Origin of the sequence: Kribbella sp. NBC_00482, from assembly GCF_036013725.1 — a bacterium.
Taxonomy (GTDB): Bacteria; Actinomycetota; Actinomycetes; order Propionibacteriales; family Kribbellaceae; genus Kribbella.
This window is the reverse complement of the sequence record NZ_CP107881.1, coordinates 5,710,817-5,732,379: the sequence shown is the minus strand read 5'-3', so window position 1 is coordinate 5,732,379 and position 21,563 is coordinate 5,710,817. Positions and strand designations below refer to the sequence as shown.

14 protein-coding genes and 1 riboswitch are annotated in these 21,563 nt (G+C 68.3%); of the genes, 12 read left to right on the top strand and 2 right to left on the bottom strand.

What is annotated here, in order from left to right; all coding sequences use genetic code 11:
- The first annotated feature begins 61 nt into the window (after nt 1-61).
- Nucleotides 62-5,713, top strand: a complete 5,652-nt coding sequence (gene pulA / locus OHB24_RS27900) for a pullulanase-type alpha-1,6-glucosidase (protein WP_327633814.1) — start codon at nt 62-64, stop codon at nt 5,711-5,713.
- Nucleotides 5,714-5,790: 77 nt separating this feature from the next.
- Complete coding sequence (locus OHB24_RS27895; protein ID WP_327633813.1) at nt 5,791-7,938, top strand: M1 family metallopeptidase; 2,148 nt, start codon at nt 5,791-5,793, stop codon at nt 7,936-7,938.
- On the opposite strand, the gene OHB24_RS27890 is transcribed toward OHB24_RS27895, so the two are convergent.
- Nucleotides 7,935-8,303 carry a DoxX family protein gene (locus OHB24_RS27890; RefSeq protein WP_327633812.1) on the bottom strand — a complete coding sequence of 123 codons (369 nt, stop codon included), beginning with the start codon at nt 8,301-8,303 and terminating at the stop codon, nt 7,935-7,937. The genes OHB24_RS27895 and OHB24_RS27890 overlap by 4 nt on opposite strands.
- 78 nt (nt 8,304-8,381) lie before the next feature.
- Between OHB24_RS27890 and sigJ the strand changes: the two genes are divergently transcribed.
- On the top strand, nt 8,382-9,239 hold the full coding sequence (sigJ, locus tag OHB24_RS27885; protein ID WP_327633811.1) for an RNA polymerase sigma factor SigJ: 858 nt from the start codon (nt 8,382-8,384) through the stop codon (nt 9,237-9,239).
- Here the strand turns inward: sigJ and OHB24_RS27880 are convergent.
- Nucleotides 9,213-10,109 carry a diacylglycerol/lipid kinase family protein gene (locus OHB24_RS27880; protein WP_327633810.1) on the bottom strand — a complete coding sequence of 299 codons (897 nt, stop codon included), beginning with the start codon at nt 10,107-10,109 and terminating at the stop codon, nt 9,213-9,215. The genes sigJ and OHB24_RS27880 overlap by 27 nt on opposite strands.
- A gap of 37 nt (nt 10,110-10,146) precedes the next feature.
- On the opposite strand from OHB24_RS27880, the gene OHB24_RS27875 reads away from it, so the two are divergent.
- The 9 genes from OHB24_RS27875 (at nt 10,147) to OHB24_RS27835 (ending at nt 21,541) form a co-directional block, all read left to right on the top strand.
- On the top strand, nt 10,147-11,556 hold the full coding sequence (locus OHB24_RS27875) for a serine hydrolase domain-containing protein (protein WP_327633809.1): 1,410 nt from the start codon (nt 10,147-10,149) through the stop codon (nt 11,554-11,556).
- A 46-nt stretch (nt 11,557-11,602) separates the two neighbouring features.
- Complete coding sequence (locus tag OHB24_RS27870; protein ID WP_327633808.1) at nt 11,603-12,541, top strand: NAD-dependent epimerase/dehydratase family protein; 939 nt, start codon at nt 11,603-11,605, stop codon at nt 12,539-12,541.
- 97 nt (nt 12,542-12,638) lie between these two features.
- Nucleotides 12,639-12,771, top strand: a riboswitch (guanidine-I (ykkC/yxkD leader).
- A gap of 58 nt (nt 12,772-12,829) precedes the next feature.
- A complete protein-coding gene (locus OHB24_RS27865) occupies nt 12,830-14,413 on the top strand; it encodes an amino acid permease (RefSeq protein WP_327633807.1) in 1,584 nt (527 codons plus the stop codon).
- Complete coding sequence (locus OHB24_RS27860) at nt 14,410-15,027, top strand: DUF1989 domain-containing protein (protein ID WP_327633806.1); 618 nt, start codon at nt 14,410-14,412, stop codon at nt 15,025-15,027. The genes OHB24_RS27865 and OHB24_RS27860 overlap by 4 nt, the downstream gene beginning before the upstream one ends.
- Nucleotides 15,024-15,641, top strand: a complete 618-nt coding sequence (locus OHB24_RS27855; RefSeq protein WP_327633805.1) for an urea amidolyase associated protein UAAP2 — start codon at nt 15,024-15,026, stop codon at nt 15,639-15,641. The genes OHB24_RS27860 and OHB24_RS27855 overlap by 4 nt, the downstream gene beginning before the upstream one ends.
- Nucleotides 15,642-15,643: 2 nt before the next feature.
- Nucleotides 15,644-17,596: a 5-oxoprolinase/urea amidolyase family protein gene (locus OHB24_RS27850; RefSeq protein WP_327633804.1), complete on the top strand. Its 1,953-nt coding sequence runs from the start codon at nt 15,644-15,646 to the stop codon at nt 17,594-17,596.
- The gene (atzF, locus tag OHB24_RS27845) at nt 17,593-19,182 is read left to right on the top strand and encodes an allophanate hydrolase (RefSeq protein WP_327633803.1); all 1,590 of its coding nucleotides are present in this window, start codon (nt 17,593-17,595) and stop codon (nt 19,180-19,182) included. The genes OHB24_RS27850 and atzF overlap by 4 nt, the downstream gene beginning before the upstream one ends.
- A 17-nt stretch (nt 19,183-19,199) precedes the next feature.
- Nucleotides 19,200-20,381 (top strand): M20 family metallopeptidase, encoded by a 1,182-nt coding sequence (locus OHB24_RS27840; RefSeq protein ID WP_327633802.1) that lies wholly within the window; start codon nt 19,200-19,202, stop codon nt 20,379-20,381.
- On the top strand, nt 20,378-21,541 hold the full coding sequence (locus OHB24_RS27835) for an amidohydrolase family protein (RefSeq protein WP_327633801.1): 1,164 nt from the start codon (nt 20,378-20,380) through the stop codon (nt 21,539-21,541). The genes OHB24_RS27840 and OHB24_RS27835 overlap by 4 nt, the downstream gene beginning before the upstream one ends.
- The last annotated feature ends 22 nt before the right edge of the window (nt 21,542-21,563 follow it).

Genomic DNA, 21,563 nt, shown 5'->3' with positions numbered 1-21,563 from the left:
CACGGTAAAAGGCGGCGGCTAGCGTCCCCGGCAGGGTTGAGTCGCCGGGGAGGGGCACGTCATGCACGGGTTCAGGCGTTTGACAGCAGGTTTCACCGCGGCCGCAGTGGTCGTACTGGGGTTGGCCACGGCAGCACCGGCTCCGGCCCAAGTGACGGCGGACAAGGTGATCACCGTCGCGGGCTCGTTGCAGAACGAGCTGGGGTGCGCGACCGACTGGGATCCGGGCTGCGACGCGTCCAGTCTGGGTGCGAGTGCGCCGTACACGAAGGTGTTCGACGTACCGGCCGGGTCGTACGAGTTCAAGGTCACGGTCAACAAGAGCTGGGACGAGAACTACGGCGCCGGCGGTGTGCGGGACGGCCAGAACATCCCGCTGCGGCTCGAGGGCCGGGCCAAGGTGCGGTTCAGTTACAACGAAACCAGTCACGTTGTGACCATGACGCCGGTGGAGCTCGCCGGGCCGACTGTGACGGCCGCCGACAAAGCGCTCGCGACGCCGAGCCTGCGACCGGACCTCACCAAGGAGCGGTTCTACTTCCTGATGGCGGACCGGTTCGCGAACGGGAACAAGGCGAACGACGCCGGCGGACTCACCGGTGACCGGCTGCAGACCGGGCTGGACCCGAAGGACAAGGGTTTCTACCACGGCGGCGACCTGGCCGGCGTGATCCAGAAGCTCGACTACATCAAGTCCCTCGGTACGACGTCGATCTGGCTGACTCCGTCGTTCAAGAACCAGCCGGTGCAGGGCTCCGGCGCGAACGCGAGCGCCGGGTACCACGGGTACTGGATCACCGACTTCACCCAGATCGATCCGCATCTGGGCACCAACGCCGACATGCAGCAGTTGATCGACCTCGCGCACCGCAAGGGCATGAAGGTCTTCTTCGACATCATCACCAACCACACCGCGGACGTGATCGACTACCAGTCCGGCCAGTACGGCTACATCCCGAAGTCCACATCGCCGTACAAGGATGCCCAGGGCAAGGAGTTCAACGACAAGGACTACGCCGGCGGCGACACGTTCCCGGCGCTGGACAAGAACATCTCCTTCCCCAACGTCCCGGTCTTCCGGACTCCGGCCGACGAGAGCGTCAAGGTGCCGGCCTGGCTGAACGACCCGACGCTGTACCACAACCGCGGCGACTCGACGTTCGCCGGCGAGAGCGCGGAGTACGGCGACTTCGTCGGGCTGGACGACCTGTTCACCGAGCAGCCGAAGGTCCGGGACGGGATGATCGACGTCTACAAGACGTGGGCCGAGCTCGGCATCGACGGTTTCCGGATCGACACCGTGAAGCACGTGAACCTCGAGTTCTGGCAGAAGTTCTCGCCCGCGATCCTGGAGGCTGCTCGTGGAGCCGGGTCCAAGGACTTCTTCATGTTCGGCGAGGTCTTCGACGCGAATCCGCAGTTCATGTCGACGTACACGACCAAGGGCGCGCTGCAGGCGACGCTCGACTTCGGGTTCCAGCAGAGCGCGGTCGCGTACGCGAAGGGCGACCCGAGTACCAAGCTGCAGGACTTCTACGCGGACGACGACTACTACACCGACACGGACTCGAACGCGTACGAGCTGCCGACGTTCCTCGGTAACCACGACATGGGGCGCGTCGGCACGTTCCTGAAGCAGAGCGGCGCCGCCGGGCAGGACCTGCTCGCACGGGACAAGCTCGCGCACTCACTGATGTACCTGACCCGCGGCCAGCCGGTCATCTACTACGGCGACGAGCAGGGCTTCACAGGACCCGGTGGTGACAAGGACGCGCGGCAGGACATGTTCGCGACCCAGACCACCGACTACGCGGACGACGAGGTCGTCGACGGCACAGGTACGACGACGATCGGCCACAAGGACAGGTACGACGTCAACTCGCCGATGTACAAGCACATCGCGGAGCTGGCGAAGGTGCGGGCCAAGTACGCGGCCCTGTCCAACGGGCGGCAGGTGCACAGGTACTCGTCCAAGACCAACGGCCTGTACGCGTTCAGCCGGCTCGGCAGCGACAACGTCGAGTACCTGGTGGTCGCCAACAACTCGAAGACAGCGGCCGCTGCGACAGTGGCGACGTACGGACCGAACACGTGGCTCAAGCCGGTGTACGGCAGCTCCAAGTCGGTGAAGACCGACCGCGAGGGCAGGGTGGCCGTCAGCCAGGCTCCTCTGTCCGTGACGGTGCACCAGGCCCAGACCAAGGTCCCGCCGCGCGCTAAGGCGCCGAGCGTCTACATGAGCTCGCCAGAGGTGGGTGCGACGGTCGGCGGGCGTGCAGAGATCGCTGCTGCGGTGCCGACGAACACACCGGTGACAGTGACGTTCGGCTACCGGCCTGTGGGTACGACGGCGTGGCAGCGGCTCGGTGCCGACGACAACGCGCCGTACCGCGTGTTCCACGACGTGTCGGGGCTGGCCAAGGGCACGCTGCTGGAGTACCGCGCCGTACTGCGGGATGTCTCGGGCAACTACTCGGTGTCCGGCTCGTACGGCGTGGTTGGTGACGCTGCTGCACCGGGTGGGGGCGGTGGCGGGACGGGTCCCGTCGTACAGCCGGCCAACGTGTCTGTCCCGGGCGACCACAACAGCGAGATGGGCTGCCCCGCGGACTGGTCGCCGGACTGCGATCAGGCTCAGCTGACGCTGGACGCGAAGGACAAGGTGTGGAAGGGCACGTACACGCTCCCTCCTGGTGAGCACGCCTACAAGGCTGCGATCAACAAGACGTGGGACGAGAACTACGGAGCAGGTGGTGTCGCCAACGGCGCCAACATCTCGTACACCGCACCGGCCACACCAGTCACCTTCTACTACGAGCACGGACGGCATTACGCGACGTCCACCGCACAGGGGCCGATCATCACGGCGCCCGGGTCGTTCCAGACCGCACTGGGCTGTCCGACCGACTGGGATCCCTCCTGCATGCGACCCTGGTTGACCGACGAGGACGGCGACGGGACCTACACCTGGTCCACCAGCGAGTTGAAGGCGGGCAACTATGAGGCGAAGGTGGCGCACAACCTGTCCTGGGACGAGAGCTACCCGGCTCAGAACGTACCGGTCGCAGTGCCGTCGGACGGGCTGGTCGTCACCTTCTCGTACGTGCTCGCGACCCACCAGTTCACGGTGACGACGGCCAAGCCCGGTGCACAGCCGGACCTGAGCCAGGCGAAGGCGTACTGGGTCAACCGCAACACCCTCGCCGTACCTGCGGTCGACCACGCGGAGCGGTACCGGTGGCGGCTGCACTGGTCGGACACCGGTTCGCTCAAGATCGACGCGAACGACATCGGCGGTTCCTCGGCTGCCCTGCGCTACGACCCCGCCGAGGTGAAACCGGGGTACACGACGCTCCGGCTCGACCACGCGGACGTTCGCATGATACTCACCGGCCAGCTCGGTCTCGCGCAGTACGACGACGCAGGGCGGCTGCTGGACGCTACCGGCGTACAGATACCAGGTGTGCTCGACGACGTGTACGGGAACGCGACAGGTCGCTCGTACGGCGTTACCTGGCAGGGCGGCAAGCCGACCTTCACCCTCTGGGCGCCGACCGCCCAGGATGTGCGGTTGACGATCGGATCGTCGACAATCCCCATGCACACAAACGGCGACGGTTCCTGGTCGGTCAGTGGACCGCGGTCGTGGAAGAACGCGTCGTACCGCTACCAGGTGAAGGTGTACGCACCCAGCACCGGCAAGGTCGAGACGAACGTCGTCACCGACCCGTACTCGGTTGCGTTGACCACAGACTCGACGTACTCCGTGGCCGCCGACCTGAACGATCCGGCGGGTAAGCCGGCGCTCTGGTCGGCCACTCCGTCGCCGAAGCTCCCGCAGGGTGTCGACTCGACCATCTACGAGCTGCACGTTCGGGACTTCTCGATCAACGACAGCACCGTGCCCGCCGCACACCGCGGTACCTACCTGGCCTTCGCCGACGAAGGCAACGGGACCAAGCACCTGCGGTCGCTCAAGGCGGCCGGGCTCAACACGGTCCACCTATTGCCGACATTCGACATTGCATCAATCCCCGAGACCGGGCAGCAGACGCCGGCGTGCGATCTGAAGTCGCTGCCGGCCGACTCCGAGCAGCAGCAGGCCTGCGTGACAGCGGTGGCTGCGAAGGACGGGTTCAACTGGGGCTACGACCCGTTCCACTGGCTCGCACCAGAGGGGTCGTACGCCGCGCAGAAGGACGGGCTGGCGCGCGTCTCCGAGTTCCGCACGATGGTCGGCGGACTGCACAAGTCGGGGCTGCGCGTCGTCCTCGACCAGGTCTTCAACCACACCCCGGCCGCGGGTCAGGCACCGACGTCGGTGCTGGACCAGATCGTGCCCGGGTACTACCAGCGGCTCAACACCACCGGGAAGGTCGAGACCTCGACCTGCTGCAGCAACATCGCGACCGAGCATGCGATGGCCGAGAAGATCATGGTCGACGGCACGGTGAGCTGGGCGCGCAACTACCACGTGGACGGCTTCCGGTACGACCTGATGGGTCACCACACCAAGGCGAACATGCTGAAGGTCCGCGCCGCGCTGGACAAGCTGACACTCGCCAAGGACGGCGTCGACGGCAAGTCGATCTACCTGTACGGCGAGGGCTGGAACTTCGGCGAGGTCGCGAACGACGCGCTGTTCGTCCAGGCCCGGCAGGGAAATCTCGGCGGCACCGGGATCGGAACCTTCTCCGACCGGCTGCGAGACGGCGTCCGGGGCGGCGGGCCGTTCGACGAGAACCCGCGGATCCAGGGCTTCGGCTCCGGCGAGGCGAGCGACCCGAACGGTGACCCGGTGAACGGTACGCCGGCGGAGCGCGCCCAGCGGCTCGCCCACGACACCGACCTGGTCCAACTAGGGCTGGCCGGCAACCTCAGATCGTTCACCTTCAAGTCTGCATCGTCCGGTGCCGACGTCCGTGGTGATCAGGTCGACTACAACGGCTCACCGGCCGGGTACGCCGACCAGCCCGACGAGGTGATCACGTACGTCGATGCCCATGACAACGAAACGTTGTGGGACACCCTGACGTACAAGTTGCCGACGAACCTGCCGATGCCGGACCGGATCCGGATGAACACGTTGTCGCTGGCAACGACCGCGCTGGCGCAGACGCCGTCGTTCTGGCACGCCGGCGCGGACCTGCTGCGGAGCAAGTCGCTGGACCGCAACTCGTACGACTCGGGTGACTGGTTCAACACGCTCGACTGGACCGGCGCCGACAACGGCTTCGGCCACGGGCTGCCGCCGAAGACCGACAACGAGGCCAAGTGGCAGTACATGAAACCGCTGCTCGGCAACCCGGCCCTGAAGCCGTCGGCGACCGACGTCACCAAAGCCTCGACCGCCGCTGCCGACCTCCTCAAGCTGCGCTTCTCCACACCACTGTTCCGTCTAGGCACCGCCGACCTGATCAACCAGAAACTGAGCTTCCCCCTGAGCGGTACGACGCCGGGCGTCATCACGATGCGCGTCGACGACACCGTCGGCCCGAACGTCGACCCGGCTCTGAAGGGCCTCGTCGTCGTCTTCAACTCCACGAGCTCCACCGTCACGCAACAGGTCCCCGGTCTGACCGGCGCCAACCTGAGCCTGTCCCCCGTCCAAGCAGCCGGATCGGATCCGGTGGTCAAGCAGACGACCTGGACCGCGTCCACCGGCACGGTCACGGTTCCGGCGCGAACCGTCGCCGTACTGGTCCAGACCTAAGGGGTCCGAGCCCTTCCCTCGCTGCGCTGTGCTTCCTAGGTTCAAAGTGACCAATTGCACAGCGCAGCGGAGGGGGAATGATGTTCCGACGAGCGAGCGTGCTGCTGTCCGGAGCACTCGTCACGATGCTGAGCCTCGGTCTGGGGACGGGGACGGCACCTGCGTCCGATCACACCGCACAGTTCACGCCGGGGGCGCCCGGTGCCGGCGATCCGTACTTCGGCACCGACGGGAACGGCGGGTACGACGTCCAGCACTACTTCCTGGACGTGAAGTACGTTCCGGCGACCGACCGGATCACCGGCGTCGCCACGATCACCGCCCGCGCCACCCAGAACCTGTCCCGGTTCAACCTGGACCTGCAGGGGCTGACTGTTCGGTCCGTCAGCGTGAACGGCCGGGCAGCGAACTGGTCCAGAGCCGCCGACGAACTCACCGTGAAGCCGCGGTCCGGGTTGCCCAAGGCGAAGAACTTCACCACGGTGATCCGGTACGACGGCGTACCGCAGACCCTCGGTGACGGGAGCGGGTTCATCCACACCGACGACGGCGCCGACGTGATCGGCGAGCCGCACGTGGCCGACACCTGGTACCCGGTGAACGACCATCCGAGCGACAAGGCGGCGTACACGTTCAAGGTCACCGTGCCGGCGGGTCTCGCAGCGATCGCGAACGGCGTCCTGAAGGACAAGCGAACCAGCCACGGCTGGACGACCTGGACGTGGGACGCCAAGGAACCGATGGCGTCCTACCTGGCCACGGCGACGATCGGGCAGTTCGACGTACGCGCCTACCAGCGGCAGGGAATCCGCTACTGGGACGCGTTCGATCCCGACCTGTTCGACGAACAGGTACCGCGGACCGGGCAGCAGTACGCCCTGTCCCTGCGCGTGGACACGGACGAGCCGTCGTACAAGCGGCTGGCCCGGACCATCAGCGTGCCGGCCGGCGGCGCGGACCTGTCGTTCTGGATCAATCGCGACACCGAGCCGGGCTGGGACCACGTGTTCGTCGAGGCGCGCAGCGTCGGCCAGGACGACTGGACCACGCTGCCCGACGGGAACGGCCACACCAGTCAGGACACCGGCCAGGTCTGCCCGTTCTGGCTCGACCTGCATCCGTTCCTCACGCACTACCAGACCGCTCAGCCTGACGGCACGTGTACGCCGACCGGGTCGAGTGGCGCGTGGTGGGGAGCCAGCGGTCGCAGCAACGGATACGAGCAGTGGAAGGTCGACCTGTCCGCCTATGCGGGCGCGAGCGTCGAGGTGTCGATCACGTACGCCAGCGACGACCTGGTCCAGCTTCCAGGCGTCGTCGTGGACGACATCGTCGTCTCAACCGGCGAGGGTACGACGTCGTTCGAGGCCGACAGCGTCCCGTTCGACGGCTGGTCCGTACCGGGCCCGCCGGCCGGCAGCACGCCGAACCCGAACGACTGGATCGCCGGCACGGCCACGGACGCCCCACCGACCACCGGAGAGGTCGTCGAGGCCTCCTTCGCACGCCAGAGCGAGATCGTCGGGTTCTTGGCCGGCACGTTCGGCCGGTACCCGTTCTCGGCCGCCGGCGGCATCGTCGACGACGTGGACGGCCTGGGATTCGCGCTGGAGAACCAGACCCGGCCGATCTACGCCCGCGACTTCTTCACGGACGAGATCAACGGCCAGAACGTGATCGTGCACGAGCTCGCGCACCAGTGGTTCGGCGACAGCGTCGCGGTGCAGCGGTGGCAGCACATCTGGTTGAACGAAGGGTTCGCGACGTACGCCGAATGGCTGTGGAGCGACCGTGAGGGGCTGGGTACCGCGCAGGAGAACTTCGACTTCTTCTACAACCTGTTCCCGGCCGACGACCCGTTCTGGACGCTGGCGATCGGCGACCCCGGGCCGGACGACCTGTTCGACTTCGCGGTGTACGCCCGCGGCGCGATGACACTGCACCAGTTGCGGCTCGCCGTCGGGGACGCGGACTTCTTCACGATCCTGCGGACCTGGGCGAAGACCAACCGCAACGGCAATGTCACGACGGGCCAGTTCATCGCTCTCGCGGAGAAGATCTCCGGGCAACAGCTCGACGGCCTGTTCCAGACCTGGCTCTTCTCCACGACCAAGCCGGTGCTCCCCACAGTCACAGCCGCTGACGCCGCCAAGTCGGCGACGACCACACCGGCCGCTGCCGGGAGTCTGCTCGAACGAGCCAGGACCGGTCAGCTGCGGCGCTAGAGGCCGGCGAACCGAGCTGCCGCTACGAAAGCCGCCAGCGCCAGAAGGATGGTGTTGGCGGCTGTCGAGCGGGGCTCGCGCAGCGAGGAGTGGGAGGTGGCCGCCCCGATCATGACGACGCACAGACCGACGGCCGCGAGTGGGGTGAGGACGCGGGCGGTGTCGGTCAGCCAAGGCGCGAACAGGCCGGCCACCGCCAGGAGCTCGCACACAGCCACGAAGCGGACCAGCGGCATCGGGAACGGGGCGATCCCGGTCTGACCGGTGGCGATGAGACGAGCGCGGGACATGACGCCCTTCAGGACGCCGGAGATCGTGAAGACAATCGCCAGCATTCCGCTGAAGATCCAGGTGATCGTAGTCATGTCGATTGCAGACGATCGGACAATCAAACCTGTGACACTGTCACTGGGAGGCGCCCTCGATCGTCTGTGATTGGTGTGATGGAGGAACTCAGGCCGCTGCTGCTGTCGATCGCGTACCGGATGCTGGGCACGTTCGGTGACGCGGAGGACGTCGTACAGGAGGCGTACCTGCGATTGCACCGGGAGCCCGAGGTCACGTCACCGAAGGCGTTCCTCACTACGGTGACGACCCGCCTGGCGATCGACCAACTGCGGTCGGCGCGACGGCAACGGGAGGAGTACCTCGGCCCGTGGCTGCCGGAACCGGCCGTCGACGAGTACGTCGATCTCGCGGACCGGGCCGCGCTCTCGGACTCGCTGTCCACCGCGTTCCTCGTCGTCCTCGAACGGCTCACCCCCGACCAGCGCGCCGTCTTCCTGCTCGGCGACGTGTTCGGCTACTCGTACCCCGACCTCGCGGACATCCTCGGCAAGACACCGGCCAACTGCCGCCAGCTCGCCGTCCGCGCCCGCCGTCGGATTGCCGACAATCGACCGCGCTTCGACCCGTCCCCGAAGGAACGCGACGAACTGGTACGACGCTTCGTCGCGGCCGCCGAGGACGGTGAACTGGAGGCGCTCGTCGCCGTACTCACCCCGGACGCGACCTTCACCGGCGACGGCGGCGGCAAGGGCGGCTTCCCCCGTCCGGTCCACGGCGCCGGCAACGTGGCCCGGATGCTCATCGGCGCCTTCGGCAAGTTCCGCGAGCTGACGACCGAGCCGGTGCATGTCGGCGGACAACCCGCGCTGCGGATCCACGACCGGTCCGACCGCACCGTCGCGGTCTGGTCGTTCGCCATCGCCGAAGGCCGGATCACCGCGATCCACGGCATCGTGAACCCCGACAAGCTGACCCACCTGCAGCCGTCAGGGCACCCGGACGACCAGAGCTGACGCGTCGACCTCAGCGGTCAGCGACGTACCGTTGGACACGGTGTCGCCATCGAGTTGGCGCTGCACGGTCCGCTCCGCCCGGACCTGGATGCGCCGGCCTGTGAAGCGCTCGAGGTGTTGCTCACGCCAGGACTTGATCACGAGACCGAGCACGAGCCGCGGCCAATGGCTGATCCGGCGCGGGCTGAGCACCACCGCGTCGATCCGGCCGTCGTCGGGCGTCGCGTCCGGCAGCAGCGGGATGTTCGCCTGCAGTGTGCCGACGTTGCCGAGCACCACGGTGCGCGCGCGACGGCGTACCGCGGGCCGGTCGTCGACCGTGATCTCGACCCGGACGGACGGGTGGTTCAGGTTCTTCAGCGTCGACACGACGTACGCCGCCCAGCCGGCCCGCTTCTTCAGGTCGTCGGGGGCATCCGCGATGATCGCGGCGTCCAGCCCGAGGCCCGCCATCACCACGAAGCGGTCGGCCGGCAACTGGTCGCCCTCGACCATCACGCTGTCGATCCGCCGGTCCGAGCCGTCGAGCACCTCGGTCAGCGCGGTCTCGAGATCGAGCGAGATCCCGAGATTGCGGGCGAGCAGGTTCCCGGTCCCGGCCGGCAGCACTCCTGTCGGGATATCGGTCCCGGCGAGCTCGGCGCACACCACCCGGACCGTCCCGTCACCGCCCGCGACCAGCACCAGGTCGACCGCGTCGTCGATCGCACGCCGCGCCATCGTCACGCCGGCGTCGTCCTCGGTCGTCTCCAGCCACAGCGGATCCTCGAACCCCCGTGCGGCCAGAGCCTTCTCGACGGTACGGCGGAAGTCGTCGCCGTCGACCTTCACCGGGTTCACGATCACGGCTGCCCGCCTGGCAGAACTCACCTGATATTTGTCCGTTCGGAGAGATAACGTGCTGAGAATGAGCAGACTTCCACGGAGTACGCCAGAAGCCCAGGGGCTGTCCGCTGCCGCACTCGACAGTTTCGTCGGAGCACTGGACGCCGGGCAGCCGGAGATCCAGACCCTGATGCTGGTGCGGCACGGCCACGTGGTGCTGGAGGAGGCGTGGGCGCCGTACCGGCCGGAGGATCGGCACCTGCTGTTCTCGGTGTCGAAGAGTTTCACATCGACCGGCATCGGACTGGCGATCGACGCGGGGCTGCTGTCGCTGGACGACCAGGTGATCTCGTTCTTCGACGCGGACGACCTGCCCGAGACGGTCAGCGACAACCTGGCCGCGATGAAGGTCCGGCACCTGCTGACGATGACGACCGGCCACTCGAAGGACACCGTCGAGGCGCTCAGCCGGGATCGCCGGATGGTGAAGATCTTCCTCGGCCTCGAGGTGCAGCACGAGCCGGGCACCGTGTTCGCGTACAACAGCGGCGCGACGTACATGCTGTCGGCGATCCTGCAGCGTCTCACCGGTGAGAACCTGCTCGACTACCTGCGCCCCCGGCTGTTCGAGTCGCTCGGCGCCACCGAAGCGACCTGGCAGGTGTCGAAAGAAGGCATCGTCGTCGGCGGTTGGGGCCTGAGCCTCAACACCGAGTCCCTGGCGTGCTTCGGTCAGCTCCTGCTCCAGCACGGCGAGTGGAACGGCAAGCAACTCGTCCCGGCCGAGTGGTTCGAGGCGGCGACCTCGAAGCAGGTCCCCAACGACAACGAGGCGAACCCGGACTGGAAGCAGGGCTACGGCTTCCAGTTCTGGCGTGGCCGTCACAACACGTATCGCGGCGACGGTGCGTTCGGGCAGTTCATCCTCGTCTTCCCGGAGTACGACGCGGCGCTCATCACCACGAGCGCGACCAGCGACATGCAGGCGATCCTGGACACTGCCTGGGACTACCTGCTGCCGGCGCTCGAGGGCAAGGAGGTCCCCGAGACGCAGCGGCCGGAGCAGCTCGAGCTCACGCCGCCGAGCGGTCCCGCACCAGCGCCGGGCAACGGGCAGACGTACCGCTTCGCGGTGAACAACCCGACTGGCCTGACCGCCGTACGGCTCGACCCCGACGGCACCGGCACGTTCAGCTTCGAGGACCAGAAGGGACAGCGCCAGGACCTGGTCTGCGCGGCCGGCGCGTGGCAGGAGCAGACCGCAGCTGGCCCGTTCGAGGACGCCGGTCCCGAGACCGGCGAGCGGGTTCTGACCAGCGCATACGGCGACGGCGACGCGTTCGTCGCGACGTTCCGCTGGATCGAGACCCCGTTCCTCGCCACGCTCACCTGCCGGGCCGACGGCGGCACGATGACCGTCGACGGTCAGCTCAATGTCTCCTTCGGACCGACCGAATTCACGCTGATTTCGGAGGAGATGTCACAGAGCTGAGGCGGCGCGTGTCCTCCGGGTTGTAATCACGACGACGGAGGATGACATGAAGGTTTTGGTGGCAGGCGCGACCGGCGGACTTGGCCAGTCACTGGTTCCGCAGCTGATCGCGGCCGGACACGAGGTGACCGGGATGACCCGGTCCGAGTCGGGCGCGAGCAGCGTGCGGTCGTTCGGAGCGGACGCCGTACTCGCGGACGGCCTCGACGCCGCCGCGGTACGCGCCGCGGTGGAGTCGGTCGGCCCGGAGGTCGTCGTACACCAGATGACGGCGCTCAAGGGTGGCATCGACTTCAAGCACTTCGACGACAGCTTCGCGATGACGAACCGGCTGCGTACCGAAGGCACCGACAACTTGCTCGCGGCCTCCCAGGCGGCCGGCGTACGACGGTTCGTCGTCCAGTCGTACGCCGGCTGGAACCTCGAACACGGTGGTTCCGCCGCGAAGACCGAGGCGGACCCGCTCGACCCGAACCCGGTGCCCGCTCAGCGGCAGACGATGGCCGGGATCAAGCACCTCGAGTCGGCGGCCCTGAACACCGAAGGGATCGAGGGCGTCGCGCTGCGGTACGCGAGCTTCTACGGCCCGACCGGCGACATCGGCAAGGGCGGCTCGATGGTCGAGATGATCCAGAAGCGCCGGTTCCCGCTGATCGGCGACGGCACCGGGGTCTGGTCCTTCATCCACTACGACGACGCGGCCGCGGCAACGGTGAAGGCGATCGAGAGCGACGTCACCGGCGTGTTCCACGTCGCGGACGACGACCCGGCGCAGGCGGCGGTCTGGCTGCCCGAGTTCGCCAGGATCCTCGGCGCGAAGGCCCCGATCCGCGTCCCGGCCTGGCTCGGCCGCCTCGCCGCCGGCGATGTCGGCGTGGCCGCCTTCACCGAGATCCGCGGCGCCGACAACACCCTCGCCAAGAAGACCTTCGACTGGCAGCCCGGCTACGCGTCCTGGCGCGAAGGTTTCCGCCACGGGCTGTGAGGCGGCGAAGGTGAGAGAATTCCTTTACTTCGCTGTTACACACGAGGACGACCGCTGAAACCCGCTCGTCCTGAACTGGAACAGACCCGCCGGAACGGCGGGGCGCCCCTAGGGTTCCGCTGCTGGTCGATGTGACGGCAGGACTGGTCCGAGAGGGGAGGCGGTGCTGTCGCTGTAGTTGAGGCGAACGTGACGGCGCCGCTCCACGGCGGGACAAAAGCCCGGGAGGCCTTGATTGGCCCCGGGCTGCCGTGCGCGTTCCTGGGCCCGATGCAGCGGAGGCCCGAAATGCCAGGACCCAGCACAGCACCCCCTGAAACTCTGAGCAGCGATCAACTCGGCGCACGCGACCTCGGCCACTTCGGCTACGCGCAACAACTCTCGCGCCGTGTGGGCAGCTACGCGTCGTTCGCGGCCGGTTTCTCGTTCGTCTCCATCCTCACCACCGTCTTCCAGCTGTTCGGTCTGGGCTTCGGCTTCGGCGGTACGGCGTTCTTCTGGACCTGGCCGGTCGTCCTCACCGGTCAGCTGATGGTGGCGTTGTGCTTCGCCGAGCTCGCCGCCCGGTACCCGTTGTCCGGCGCGATCTACCAGTGGGCCCGCCGCCTCGGCGGCGCTGTCGTCGGGTGGTTCGCGGGCTGGACCATGGTGATCGCGCAGATCATCACGCTGGCCACGGCGGCGATCGCACTGCAGGTCGTGCTGCCGGCGGTCTGGCCCGGCTTCCAGTTGGTCGGCACCGATCCCGCTCTCGCGTCGAAGGACGGCGCGGCGAACGCCGTACTCCTCGGCTGTCTGCTGCTCGTCGCCACCACGGTGCTCAACGCGACCAGCGTCCGCATCACCGCGGTCGTGAACTCGGTCGGCGTGACCTGCGAACTGGTCGGCGTCGTGTTGATCGTTGTTTTGTTGACAACCAGAGCCGAGCGCGGTCCGTCCGTCGTCCTGCACACGACGAACCTCGACAGCACCACCGGGTACGTCGTACCGCTGCTGATCTCGGCGTTGATGGCGGCGTACGTGCTGGTCGGATTCGACAGCGCGGGTGAGCTGTCGGAGGAGACGCACAAGCCGCGGGCGACGACGCCGCGGACGATCATCCGTGCGGTCACCGCCTCGGGGATCGGCGGCGCGTTCCTGATCGTCGCAGCGCTGATGGCCGCACCGTCGCTGACCGACGGGGACCTCGCCACCGAAGGTCTCCCCTACGTGCTGACGAGCCGGCTCGGTACGACGGCCGGCAAGCTGCTGCTGCTCGACGTCGCGCTCGCGGTCTGCGTGTGCACGCTGGCGATCCAGACCGCGGCGGCCCGGATGATCTTCTCGATGGCGCGCGACAACGTGCTGCCGGGATCGCGGCAACTGCGCAAGGTGTCCACGCGGACCGGCACGCCGGTCGCTGCGACCGTGGTGCCAGGTGTGCTGGCCGGGGTCTGCCTGGTGGTGAACGTCGGGAACGCGGGCCTGTTCCTGGGTCTCGCCAGCGTCTGCATCATGCTGCTGTACGTCGCCTACCTGATGGTCACGACGCCACTGCTGGTACGACGTCTGACCGGCGGCGGACTGCCCGGCGGCGTGGACGAGAACGGCCGGCCGCTGTTCTCGCTCGGGCGGCTTGGTCTGATTGTCAACATTGTTGCGGTCGCCTACGGCCTCGCGATGGCGATCAATCTCGGCTGGCCACGCGCCGACGTGTACGACCCGGCAGGTGACGGCTGGTACCTCCAGTACCTCCCGCTGATCACCCTCACCGTCGTAGCAGTCGGCGGCCTTCTCGCCTACCGCTCCCAACGCACGGCGTACTACGCCTCGATAGGCGTATCCCTGCCCACCGCCACGCCCGCCGTCGAAGCGGAAGGCGCCAACGCATGACCCCGAATCACACCCACGAGGTGCCGGGCGGCGCCGCGTGGTCGGCGCCCCTGCGCGCGGGACGCACCATCACCCTGACCGCGCTCGCCGATGGTGCGAACGCGACGATGCTCATCATCGGCGCCGACCGCCTCGATCGCCTGAACATCCCGGACACGTTGAAGTCCCAGATGTCGGCACGCATCAAGCCAGGCATGGTCCTGATGTCGGATCGCGGTCTCGCGCTGGCGACCGTCCTGGCCTCGAGCCTCGACTGGCACGACTGCCTCACCGGCGCCCTCCCCGACCAACTCCTCCTGCTCGAACTCACCAAGCACGGCTTCGGCGAACCTGACCTGCACGCCTGCATCAACTTCTTCAGCAAGGTCTCCGTCGCAGACGACCCGCGCGCCTCCCTGACCTACATCCCCGACCACGCCCACACAGACGACACCGTCACGCTCCGAGCCGACCAAGACCTCCTGATCTTCCTCTCGACCGCGCCCCACGCGCTGTCGGACAGCCCTGCCGCAAGCATCGCCGTACAGCTCGAAACGCCTGATCACGCAGAAGATCCAGAACTCCGCGAGGAAGCGATCCGCGCCCTGCGCCTGACTCGGGAGCTGATCGCATGACCGTCACCTCAACCACCGTCGCGCTGGACACCGTCGTGGAAGCCGGCGACGGCGCCCTCGTGACGGTGCCTTCAGGCGGTCGATTGCAGATTGTCGACCTTCACGGCAACCAGGCCGTGGACACGTTGTTCTACGACGCCCACGACATCGACAACCGGTACTCCGCCTTCGACACGATCCGCGAGCAGCGCGCCGTTTTCCTCACCACCGGATCCCGGCTCGTATCGACCAGGCTCGACGAGCTCGCCGTGATCACCGACGACACCTGCGGCCGCCACGACACCGTCGGCGGCGCCTGCTCGCAGGAGAGCAACGTCATCCGGTACGGCGAGTTCACGCGCCATCAGCACGCCTGCCGGCAGACGTTCCTGCGCTACGGTGCGAAGGCCGGCATCGGCCAGCGCCAGCTCACCCACAACGTCAACTTCTTCATGAACGTACCGGTGACGCCGAGCGGCGGTCTCACGTTCGAGGACGGCCTGTCCGCCCCCGGCAAGTATGTCGAGATCACCGCGAGCCGCGACCTGTTCGTACTGATCAGCAATTGTCCGCAGGTCAACAATCCTTGTAACGGCTGGGATCCGACGCCGATCCAGCTGCTGGGCCGGTGGTGACGGTGGCCGTCGTCACAGTTGTTGCTCCAGGCATCCAAACGACGGTGCAGGACCTGTCCGGCCGACCGGGGATGTGGGACGTCGGCGTACCGCCGTCCGGGGCTGCCGACGAACTCACGTTCGCGCTCGTCAACGCCGCGGTCGGCAACCCCGACAGTGCGGCCGGGCTGGAATGTGTGGTCACCGGACCGGTTCTCACCTGTGACGAGGATCGGCTGATCTGCGTCGGCGGCGCTGCCCGCAATCCGACTGTTGACAATCTGCCGTTCAGACCAGGGCTGGTCGTCCTGTGGCCGGCCGGATCGGTGCTGGACGTCGGCCCGCTCGACGGGCCCGGTGTGCGTGGGTACGTCGCGATCCAGGGCGGGCTGGACGTGCCGCGGGTGCTGGGAAGCCGGTCCACGTTCGTCCTCGGCGGCTTCGGCGGTCACGACGGCAAGCCGCTCGAGACCGGCGACCAGCTACCGCTGGGCCGGCAGGAGAACCTGCTCACCCCGTTGTCGGTCGAACTGCCCGCGATCTCGAACTCCTGGCAGATGCGCGTGATCCCCGGACCCCACGGAGCACCGGAACATCTCACCGCCGAAGGTGTCGACGCGTTCTTTGTGAACGAGTGGATTGTCGACCATCGGTCCGACCGCACCGGCGTCCGGCTGGTCGGGCCGAACCCCGGCTGGGCGCGGACCGACGGCGGCGAGGCCGGCCTGCATCCGTCGAACGTGCACGACTCCGCCTATCCGGTCGGAGGCATCATGCTGTCCGGCGACACCCCGGTCATCGTCGGCAAGGACGGACCGTCGCTCGGCGGGTTCGTCGTACCCGCCGTGGTGATCGAGGCCGACCGATGGATGCTCGGCCAGCTACGCGCCGGCGACTCCGTTCGCCTGGTTCCCGTGACGCCCGCCGAGGCCGCCGACGCGATCCGCGCCCGGCGACGCTGGCTGACCGATCTCCGGCAGGAGCCCGAGCCCGTCCCCGTCGCGACCGGTACGCCGGATCGCCCGAAGGTCCTGCACCACGGCGAGCAGGCCGGCACGGCGCCGTCGTACACGATCAGGTGCGCGGGCGAACGGCACGTACTGGTCGAGGCCGGTCCAGCCGAGCTCGACCTCACGGTCCGGGTCTGGATCCACCTGCTGGCCCAAGCCCTGCGGAACGACCAGCCGGCCGGGATCACGGAGATCGTGGAGGGTGTGCGATCGCTGCTCGTCGCGGTCGACTCGGCCCGGCTCGCGCTGACCGAACTCGCGGAGCGGCTCGCGTTCCTGGCCGCCGGTCTGGGTGATCCCGAGACCGTGGTGCTGCCCTCCCGCGAAGTGGTGCTGCCGATCGCGTTCGATCACCCGGCGGCGCACGAGGCGATGCGCCGCTACGCCACGTCGGTCCGGCCGGACGCGCCATGGTGCCCGGACAACGTCGAGTTCATCCGGCGGGTCAACGATCTGGACACCCGGGACGAGGTCTTCGAGATCGTCCAGGCCGCGACGTACCTGGTGGTCGGTCTCGGCGACGTGTACCTCGGCGCACCGGTCGCCGTACCGGTCGATCCGCGGCATCGGCTCGTCACCACCAAGTACAACCCGGCGCGGACGTGGACGCCGCAGAACGCGGTCGGGATCGGCGGGATCTACCTGTGCGTGTACGGGATGGAGGGTCCCGGCGGGTACCAGCTCGTCGGCCGCACGGTCCCGGTCTGGCGGCTGTCCCCCGACGACGCGCAACCATGGTTGTTGAGGCAGTTCGACCTGATCAGATTCGCGCCGGTGAGCGCGGAGCAACTCGCGCACGAGCGGGCCGAGATCGCGGCCGGGCGGGCAGATCTGAAGACCGCACCGGCGACGTTCTCGATCTCCGACGTACGCCGGATCGAGCAGGAGGCACCTGTGGACATCGCGACCTTGCGCGCCAGACGCCGCGCCGCGTTCGAGGCCGAGCGGGCACGGTGGGGCGCATGAACAACGAGTGGATCACCCGCGTCGACCCGATCGAGCCGGTGCCCGGACCGTTGCACGGGCTGACGATGGCGCTCAAGGACAACATCGACCTGGCCGGTGTGCCAACGACCGCAGGCGACCCGCGCACCACGGAGCCCGCGAAGGACAACGCGTTCGTGGTCGATCAGCTGATCGCCGCCGGCGCCGTACCGCTGGGGAAGACGAACCTGGATCAGTACGCGACCGGTCTGGTCGGTACGCGATCGCCGTACGGCGCGTGTCACTCGGTCTTCTCGTCTGAGCACGTGTCGGGCGGCTCGAGCTCGGGCAGCGCGGTCGCGGTCGCCACCGGGCAGGTCGACTTCGCGCTCGGTACCGATACCGCGGGAAGCGGTCGGGTTCCGGCTGCCTTCAACCGGCTCGTCGGCATCAAGCCGAGCCGTGGCCTGGTGTCCGCGCGCGGCGTCGTACCGGCGTGCCGCTCGCTCGACTGCGTCACAGTGATGGCACGCTCCGTCGCCACCGCGCGGCGCGTCTTCGACGTGATGGTTGCCTTCGACCCCGATGACGCCTGGTCACGGCGAATGTCGTCACTCCCTCATCGCCGGGCGGGCCGGGTCGACGGGTCCGTGATCGGCGTACCGGATGTGGGACTGGGCCTGGATCCGGAGTACGAACAGGCGTGGCAGGCGACACTCGACGAGGCGCATCGCCTCGGCGACGTGGTCAAGGTCGACGTACAGCCGTTGCTCGAAGCTGCCGACCTGCTGTACTCCGGACCGTGGCTGGCCGAGCGTTGGCTCGCCTTCGGGGACAAGCTGGACGACTCCGCGGCGGTCGACCCGACCGTGCGGACGATCGTGCGGGGCGGCGCGGCGCTGACTGCGGCCGCGGCGTTCGCGGGGTTCGACCGGCTGGCGACGCTGAAGCGTGCGACTGAGGAACCGTGGACCCAGATCGACGCGCTCCTGCTGCCGGTGACGCCCGGGCATCCCACGCTGGCCGAGGTGGCGGCCGATCCGATCGGCGTGAACAGTCGTCTGGGTCGCTTCACGAACATGGTCAACCTGCTCGACCTGTGCGCGGTCGCCTTCCCGGGACCGGATCGGGCCGATGGTCTGCCGTTCGGAATCCAGCTCCTGGCACCGGCCGGCCATGACCTCTCGGTGATCGATCTGGCAGCTCTGTGGTGTGGTGAGGAGGTGCCTCCGAGTGCTGTGGACACTGACGTGCTGCTCGCGGTCGCGGGTGCCCATCTGTCCGGCCAGCCACTCAACGATCAGCTGGTACGGCGTGGTGCCCGGCTCGCCTTCACCGCACGGACCGCTTCGTCGTACCGGATGTATCTGGTCGACGGACCGCGTCCCGGCCTGACCCGGACCCTGTCGGAGGCGGACGGCCCAGGGATCGAGGTCGAGGTATGGAGCGTGCCGGCCGCCGAGCTCGGTGGATTCGCGGCGACCATCGATCCTCCGTTGGCGATCGGACCGCTGGAACTCTCGGACGGCCAGCAGGTCCTCGGCTTCCTCTGTACGGCGGACGCTGCGGACCCGGAGCGTGACATCACCGCTTCCGGCGGATGGCGGGCGTACCTGGCCGGGGACTGAGCCTAAGGTTGGTGGGCATGAGCCTGACGCCCGCCGAACAGAAGGTACTGGACCGCATCGACGAGGACCTGCTGGTCCGGATCACGCAGGATCTCGTCCGGGCCCCTGGACAGAACCCGCCCGGTGAGGAAGCCGCCACGGTGGCCGCCCTCACCGCGGCGGGTCGTCAGCTCGGGCTCGACGTCAGCACCTCGCCGGTCGAGCCAGGCCGGGACAACGTGTCGATCACGCTTGCCGGTGGCAACGATCCCGGCCTGCTGCTGCTCGGTCACACCGACGTCGTCCCGGTCGGCGACGGCTGGACGGTCGACCCGTACGGCGGGCTCCTGCGCGACGGCCGGATCTACGGCCGCGGCACATCCGACATGAAGGGCGGCCTGGCCGCGTCCCTGGCCGCCCTCGCTGCCCTCCGCGGAACCACACTGAGCGGACCGGTCGAACTGGCCGCCGTCGTCGACGAGGAGGAGACCGGCAAGGGCATCCGCGCCTTCATCGCAACCGACGAGCAACTGAGTCGGTACGCCGGGTGCATCACCGCCGAGCCGACCGACCTGCAGACGATCGTCGCGGCGCGCGGTGACTCGTACCTCCAGGTCGCGGTGCACGGTCGCGCCTCGCATGCCGGCAACCCGGACGGCGGCGCCAACGCGATCTACGGCGCAGCTGCCGTCGTCGCCGAGATCGAGCGCCTGCACAAGGAACTCGCCGCCGTACCCCATCCCCTGCTCGGCCCGGCCACGTGGAGCGTCGGCCAGATCAACGGCGGCACTGGCGGCTCGATCGTTCCCGCCGACTGCGTGATCGTCGCCGACCGCCGACTGCTTCCCGGGGAGTCCCCCGCCGAGGTTCTCGCCGACCTCGGCCGCCGCGTCGCCGCGCTGCATTTGGAGGACCGCGGCCTGACCGTCGAGCTCGCGATGCCGATGGAGATGCCCGCCTTCGAGACCCCCGAGGACACCGACCTGGTCCGGATCACCGAGGCCGCGCGCTTCGACGCCGGCGGACCACCGCTACCACTCGCGGGATGGACGGCGGCCTGCGACGGCGGGTACATCGCCCGCGACCTCGGCGTACCGGTCGTTGTCCTGGGCCCCGGCTCGGTCACCACCCAGGCACATCGCGCCGACGAGTCCGTCGCCGTCGCCGAACTGGTCACGGCGGCACGCGCGTACGCCCTGACCGCACTCCGACTGCTATGAGCGGGCGGTTGGTTCTTCGCAACGGGTCGGTGCTCGACGTCGGGTCCGGCGACGTCCATCGTGCGGATGTCGTACTCGAAGGTGATCGGATCGTCGAGGTCGGGATCGGGTTGGACGGCGACGACGCGATCGACTGCGACGGCGGATTGCTCGTACCGGGGTTCATCGACTGCCACACGCATCTGTGCATCGCGCACACGCGGATCGACCCGTTCGGGCTGCCGCGGTCCGTTCGCCCGCTGTCCGCCGTACCCGTGCTGCGAACCCTCCTGAGCCTCGGCGTCACGACGGTGCGCGACGCGTGGGGCGCGGACGCCGGCGTGCGGATGGCGGTCGCGAAGGGCTGGATCGACGGGCCGGAGGTGCTGCTCAGCCTGCGGCAGGTGGGTACGACGGGTGGCATCGGCGACCTGTGGGCGCCGCGGACCGGGTCGCTCGACTTCTTCGAGGATCCGTCGCTGCCCGATCCGATCTTCGACGGCGCCGACGGGGCGCGGGCCGTCGTACGGCGGATGGTCCGGGCCGGCGCCGACTGGATCAAGGTGACCGTCACCGGTTCGCTGGCGATCGGGAAGGGTCTCGCGGACCTCGAGCTGACCGAGGAGGAGATGACTGCGCTGGTCGACGAGGCGCAGCGGCGCGGAGGTCGGCGGGTCATGGTGCATGCGCACGGGGCGCGGGCCGCGGAACTCGCCGCTCGCGCCGGCGCGGGGAGCATCGAGCACGGGACGTACCTCGACGAGGCCGCTGTGCGGGCGATGGCCGAGTGCGGGACCTGGTACGTGCCGACCCTCTCCGTCACCCAGTCGGAACCGACCGCCACGCCGGAGGGTGCCGCCGAGGCCCATCTGGAATCGATGCGACTTGCCATCGCCGCGGGTGTGCGTATCGCGATGGGCACCGACAACCCGGTTCGGCCGCACACCGAGGTCCTGTGGGAACTGAGGCATCTCGCGGCCGCTGGACTGGGTGACGCCGGCGCGCTGCGAGCGGCCACGATCGACGCGGCGACGCTGCTGGGACTCGCGGACGATCGGGGTGAGATTGCGGTGGGCAAGCGGGCGGACCTGGTTCTCCTGCGAGGCTCCGACCTGGACTGCAGCTCGCTCGAGACGCGCATCCAGCGGGTCTTTCACAACGGGGTCGAAGTCGGGCGTTGACTCTGACACCGTGTCAGACCGT

Excerpts from the sequence above, each read along its gene's own strand:
- pulA (WP_327633814.1), top strand. The coding sequence starts at position 62 with ATGCACGGGTTCAGGCGTTTGACAGCAGGTTTCACCGCGGCCGCAGTG.
- OHB24_RS27895 (WP_327633813.1), top strand. The coding sequence starts at position 5,791 with ATGATGTTCCGACGAGCGAGCGTGCTGCTGTCCGGAGCACTCGTCACG.
- OHB24_RS27890 (WP_327633812.1), bottom strand. The coding sequence starts at position 8,303 with ATGACTACGATCACCTGGATCTTCAGCGGAATGCTGGCGATTGTCTTC.
- sigJ (WP_327633811.1), top strand. The coding sequence starts at position 8,382 with ATGGAGGAACTCAGGCCGCTGCTGCTGTCGATCGCGTACCGGATGCTG.
- OHB24_RS27875 (WP_327633809.1), top strand. The coding sequence starts at position 10,147 with ATGAGCAGACTTCCACGGAGTACGCCAGAAGCCCAGGGGCTGTCCGCT.
- OHB24_RS27870 (WP_327633808.1), top strand. The coding sequence starts at position 11,603 with ATGAAGGTTTTGGTGGCAGGCGCGACCGGCGGACTTGGCCAGTCACTG.
- OHB24_RS27865 (WP_327633807.1), top strand. The coding sequence starts at position 12,830 with ATGCCAGGACCCAGCACAGCACCCCCTGAAACTCTGAGCAGCGATCAA.
- OHB24_RS27860 (WP_327633806.1), top strand. The coding sequence starts at position 14,410 with ATGACCCCGAATCACACCCACGAGGTGCCGGGCGGCGCCGCGTGGTCG.
- OHB24_RS27855 (WP_327633805.1), top strand. The coding sequence starts at position 15,024 with ATGACCGTCACCTCAACCACCGTCGCGCTGGACACCGTCGTGGAAGCC.
- atzF (WP_327633803.1), top strand. The coding sequence starts at position 17,593 with ATGAACAACGAGTGGATCACCCGCGTCGACCCGATCGAGCCGGTGCCC.
- OHB24_RS27840 (WP_327633802.1), top strand. The coding sequence starts at position 19,200 with ATGAGCCTGACGCCCGCCGAACAGAAGGTACTGGACCGCATCGACGAG.
- OHB24_RS27835 (WP_327633801.1), top strand. The coding sequence starts at position 20,378 with ATGAGCGGGCGGTTGGTTCTTCGCAACGGGTCGGTGCTCGACGTCGGG.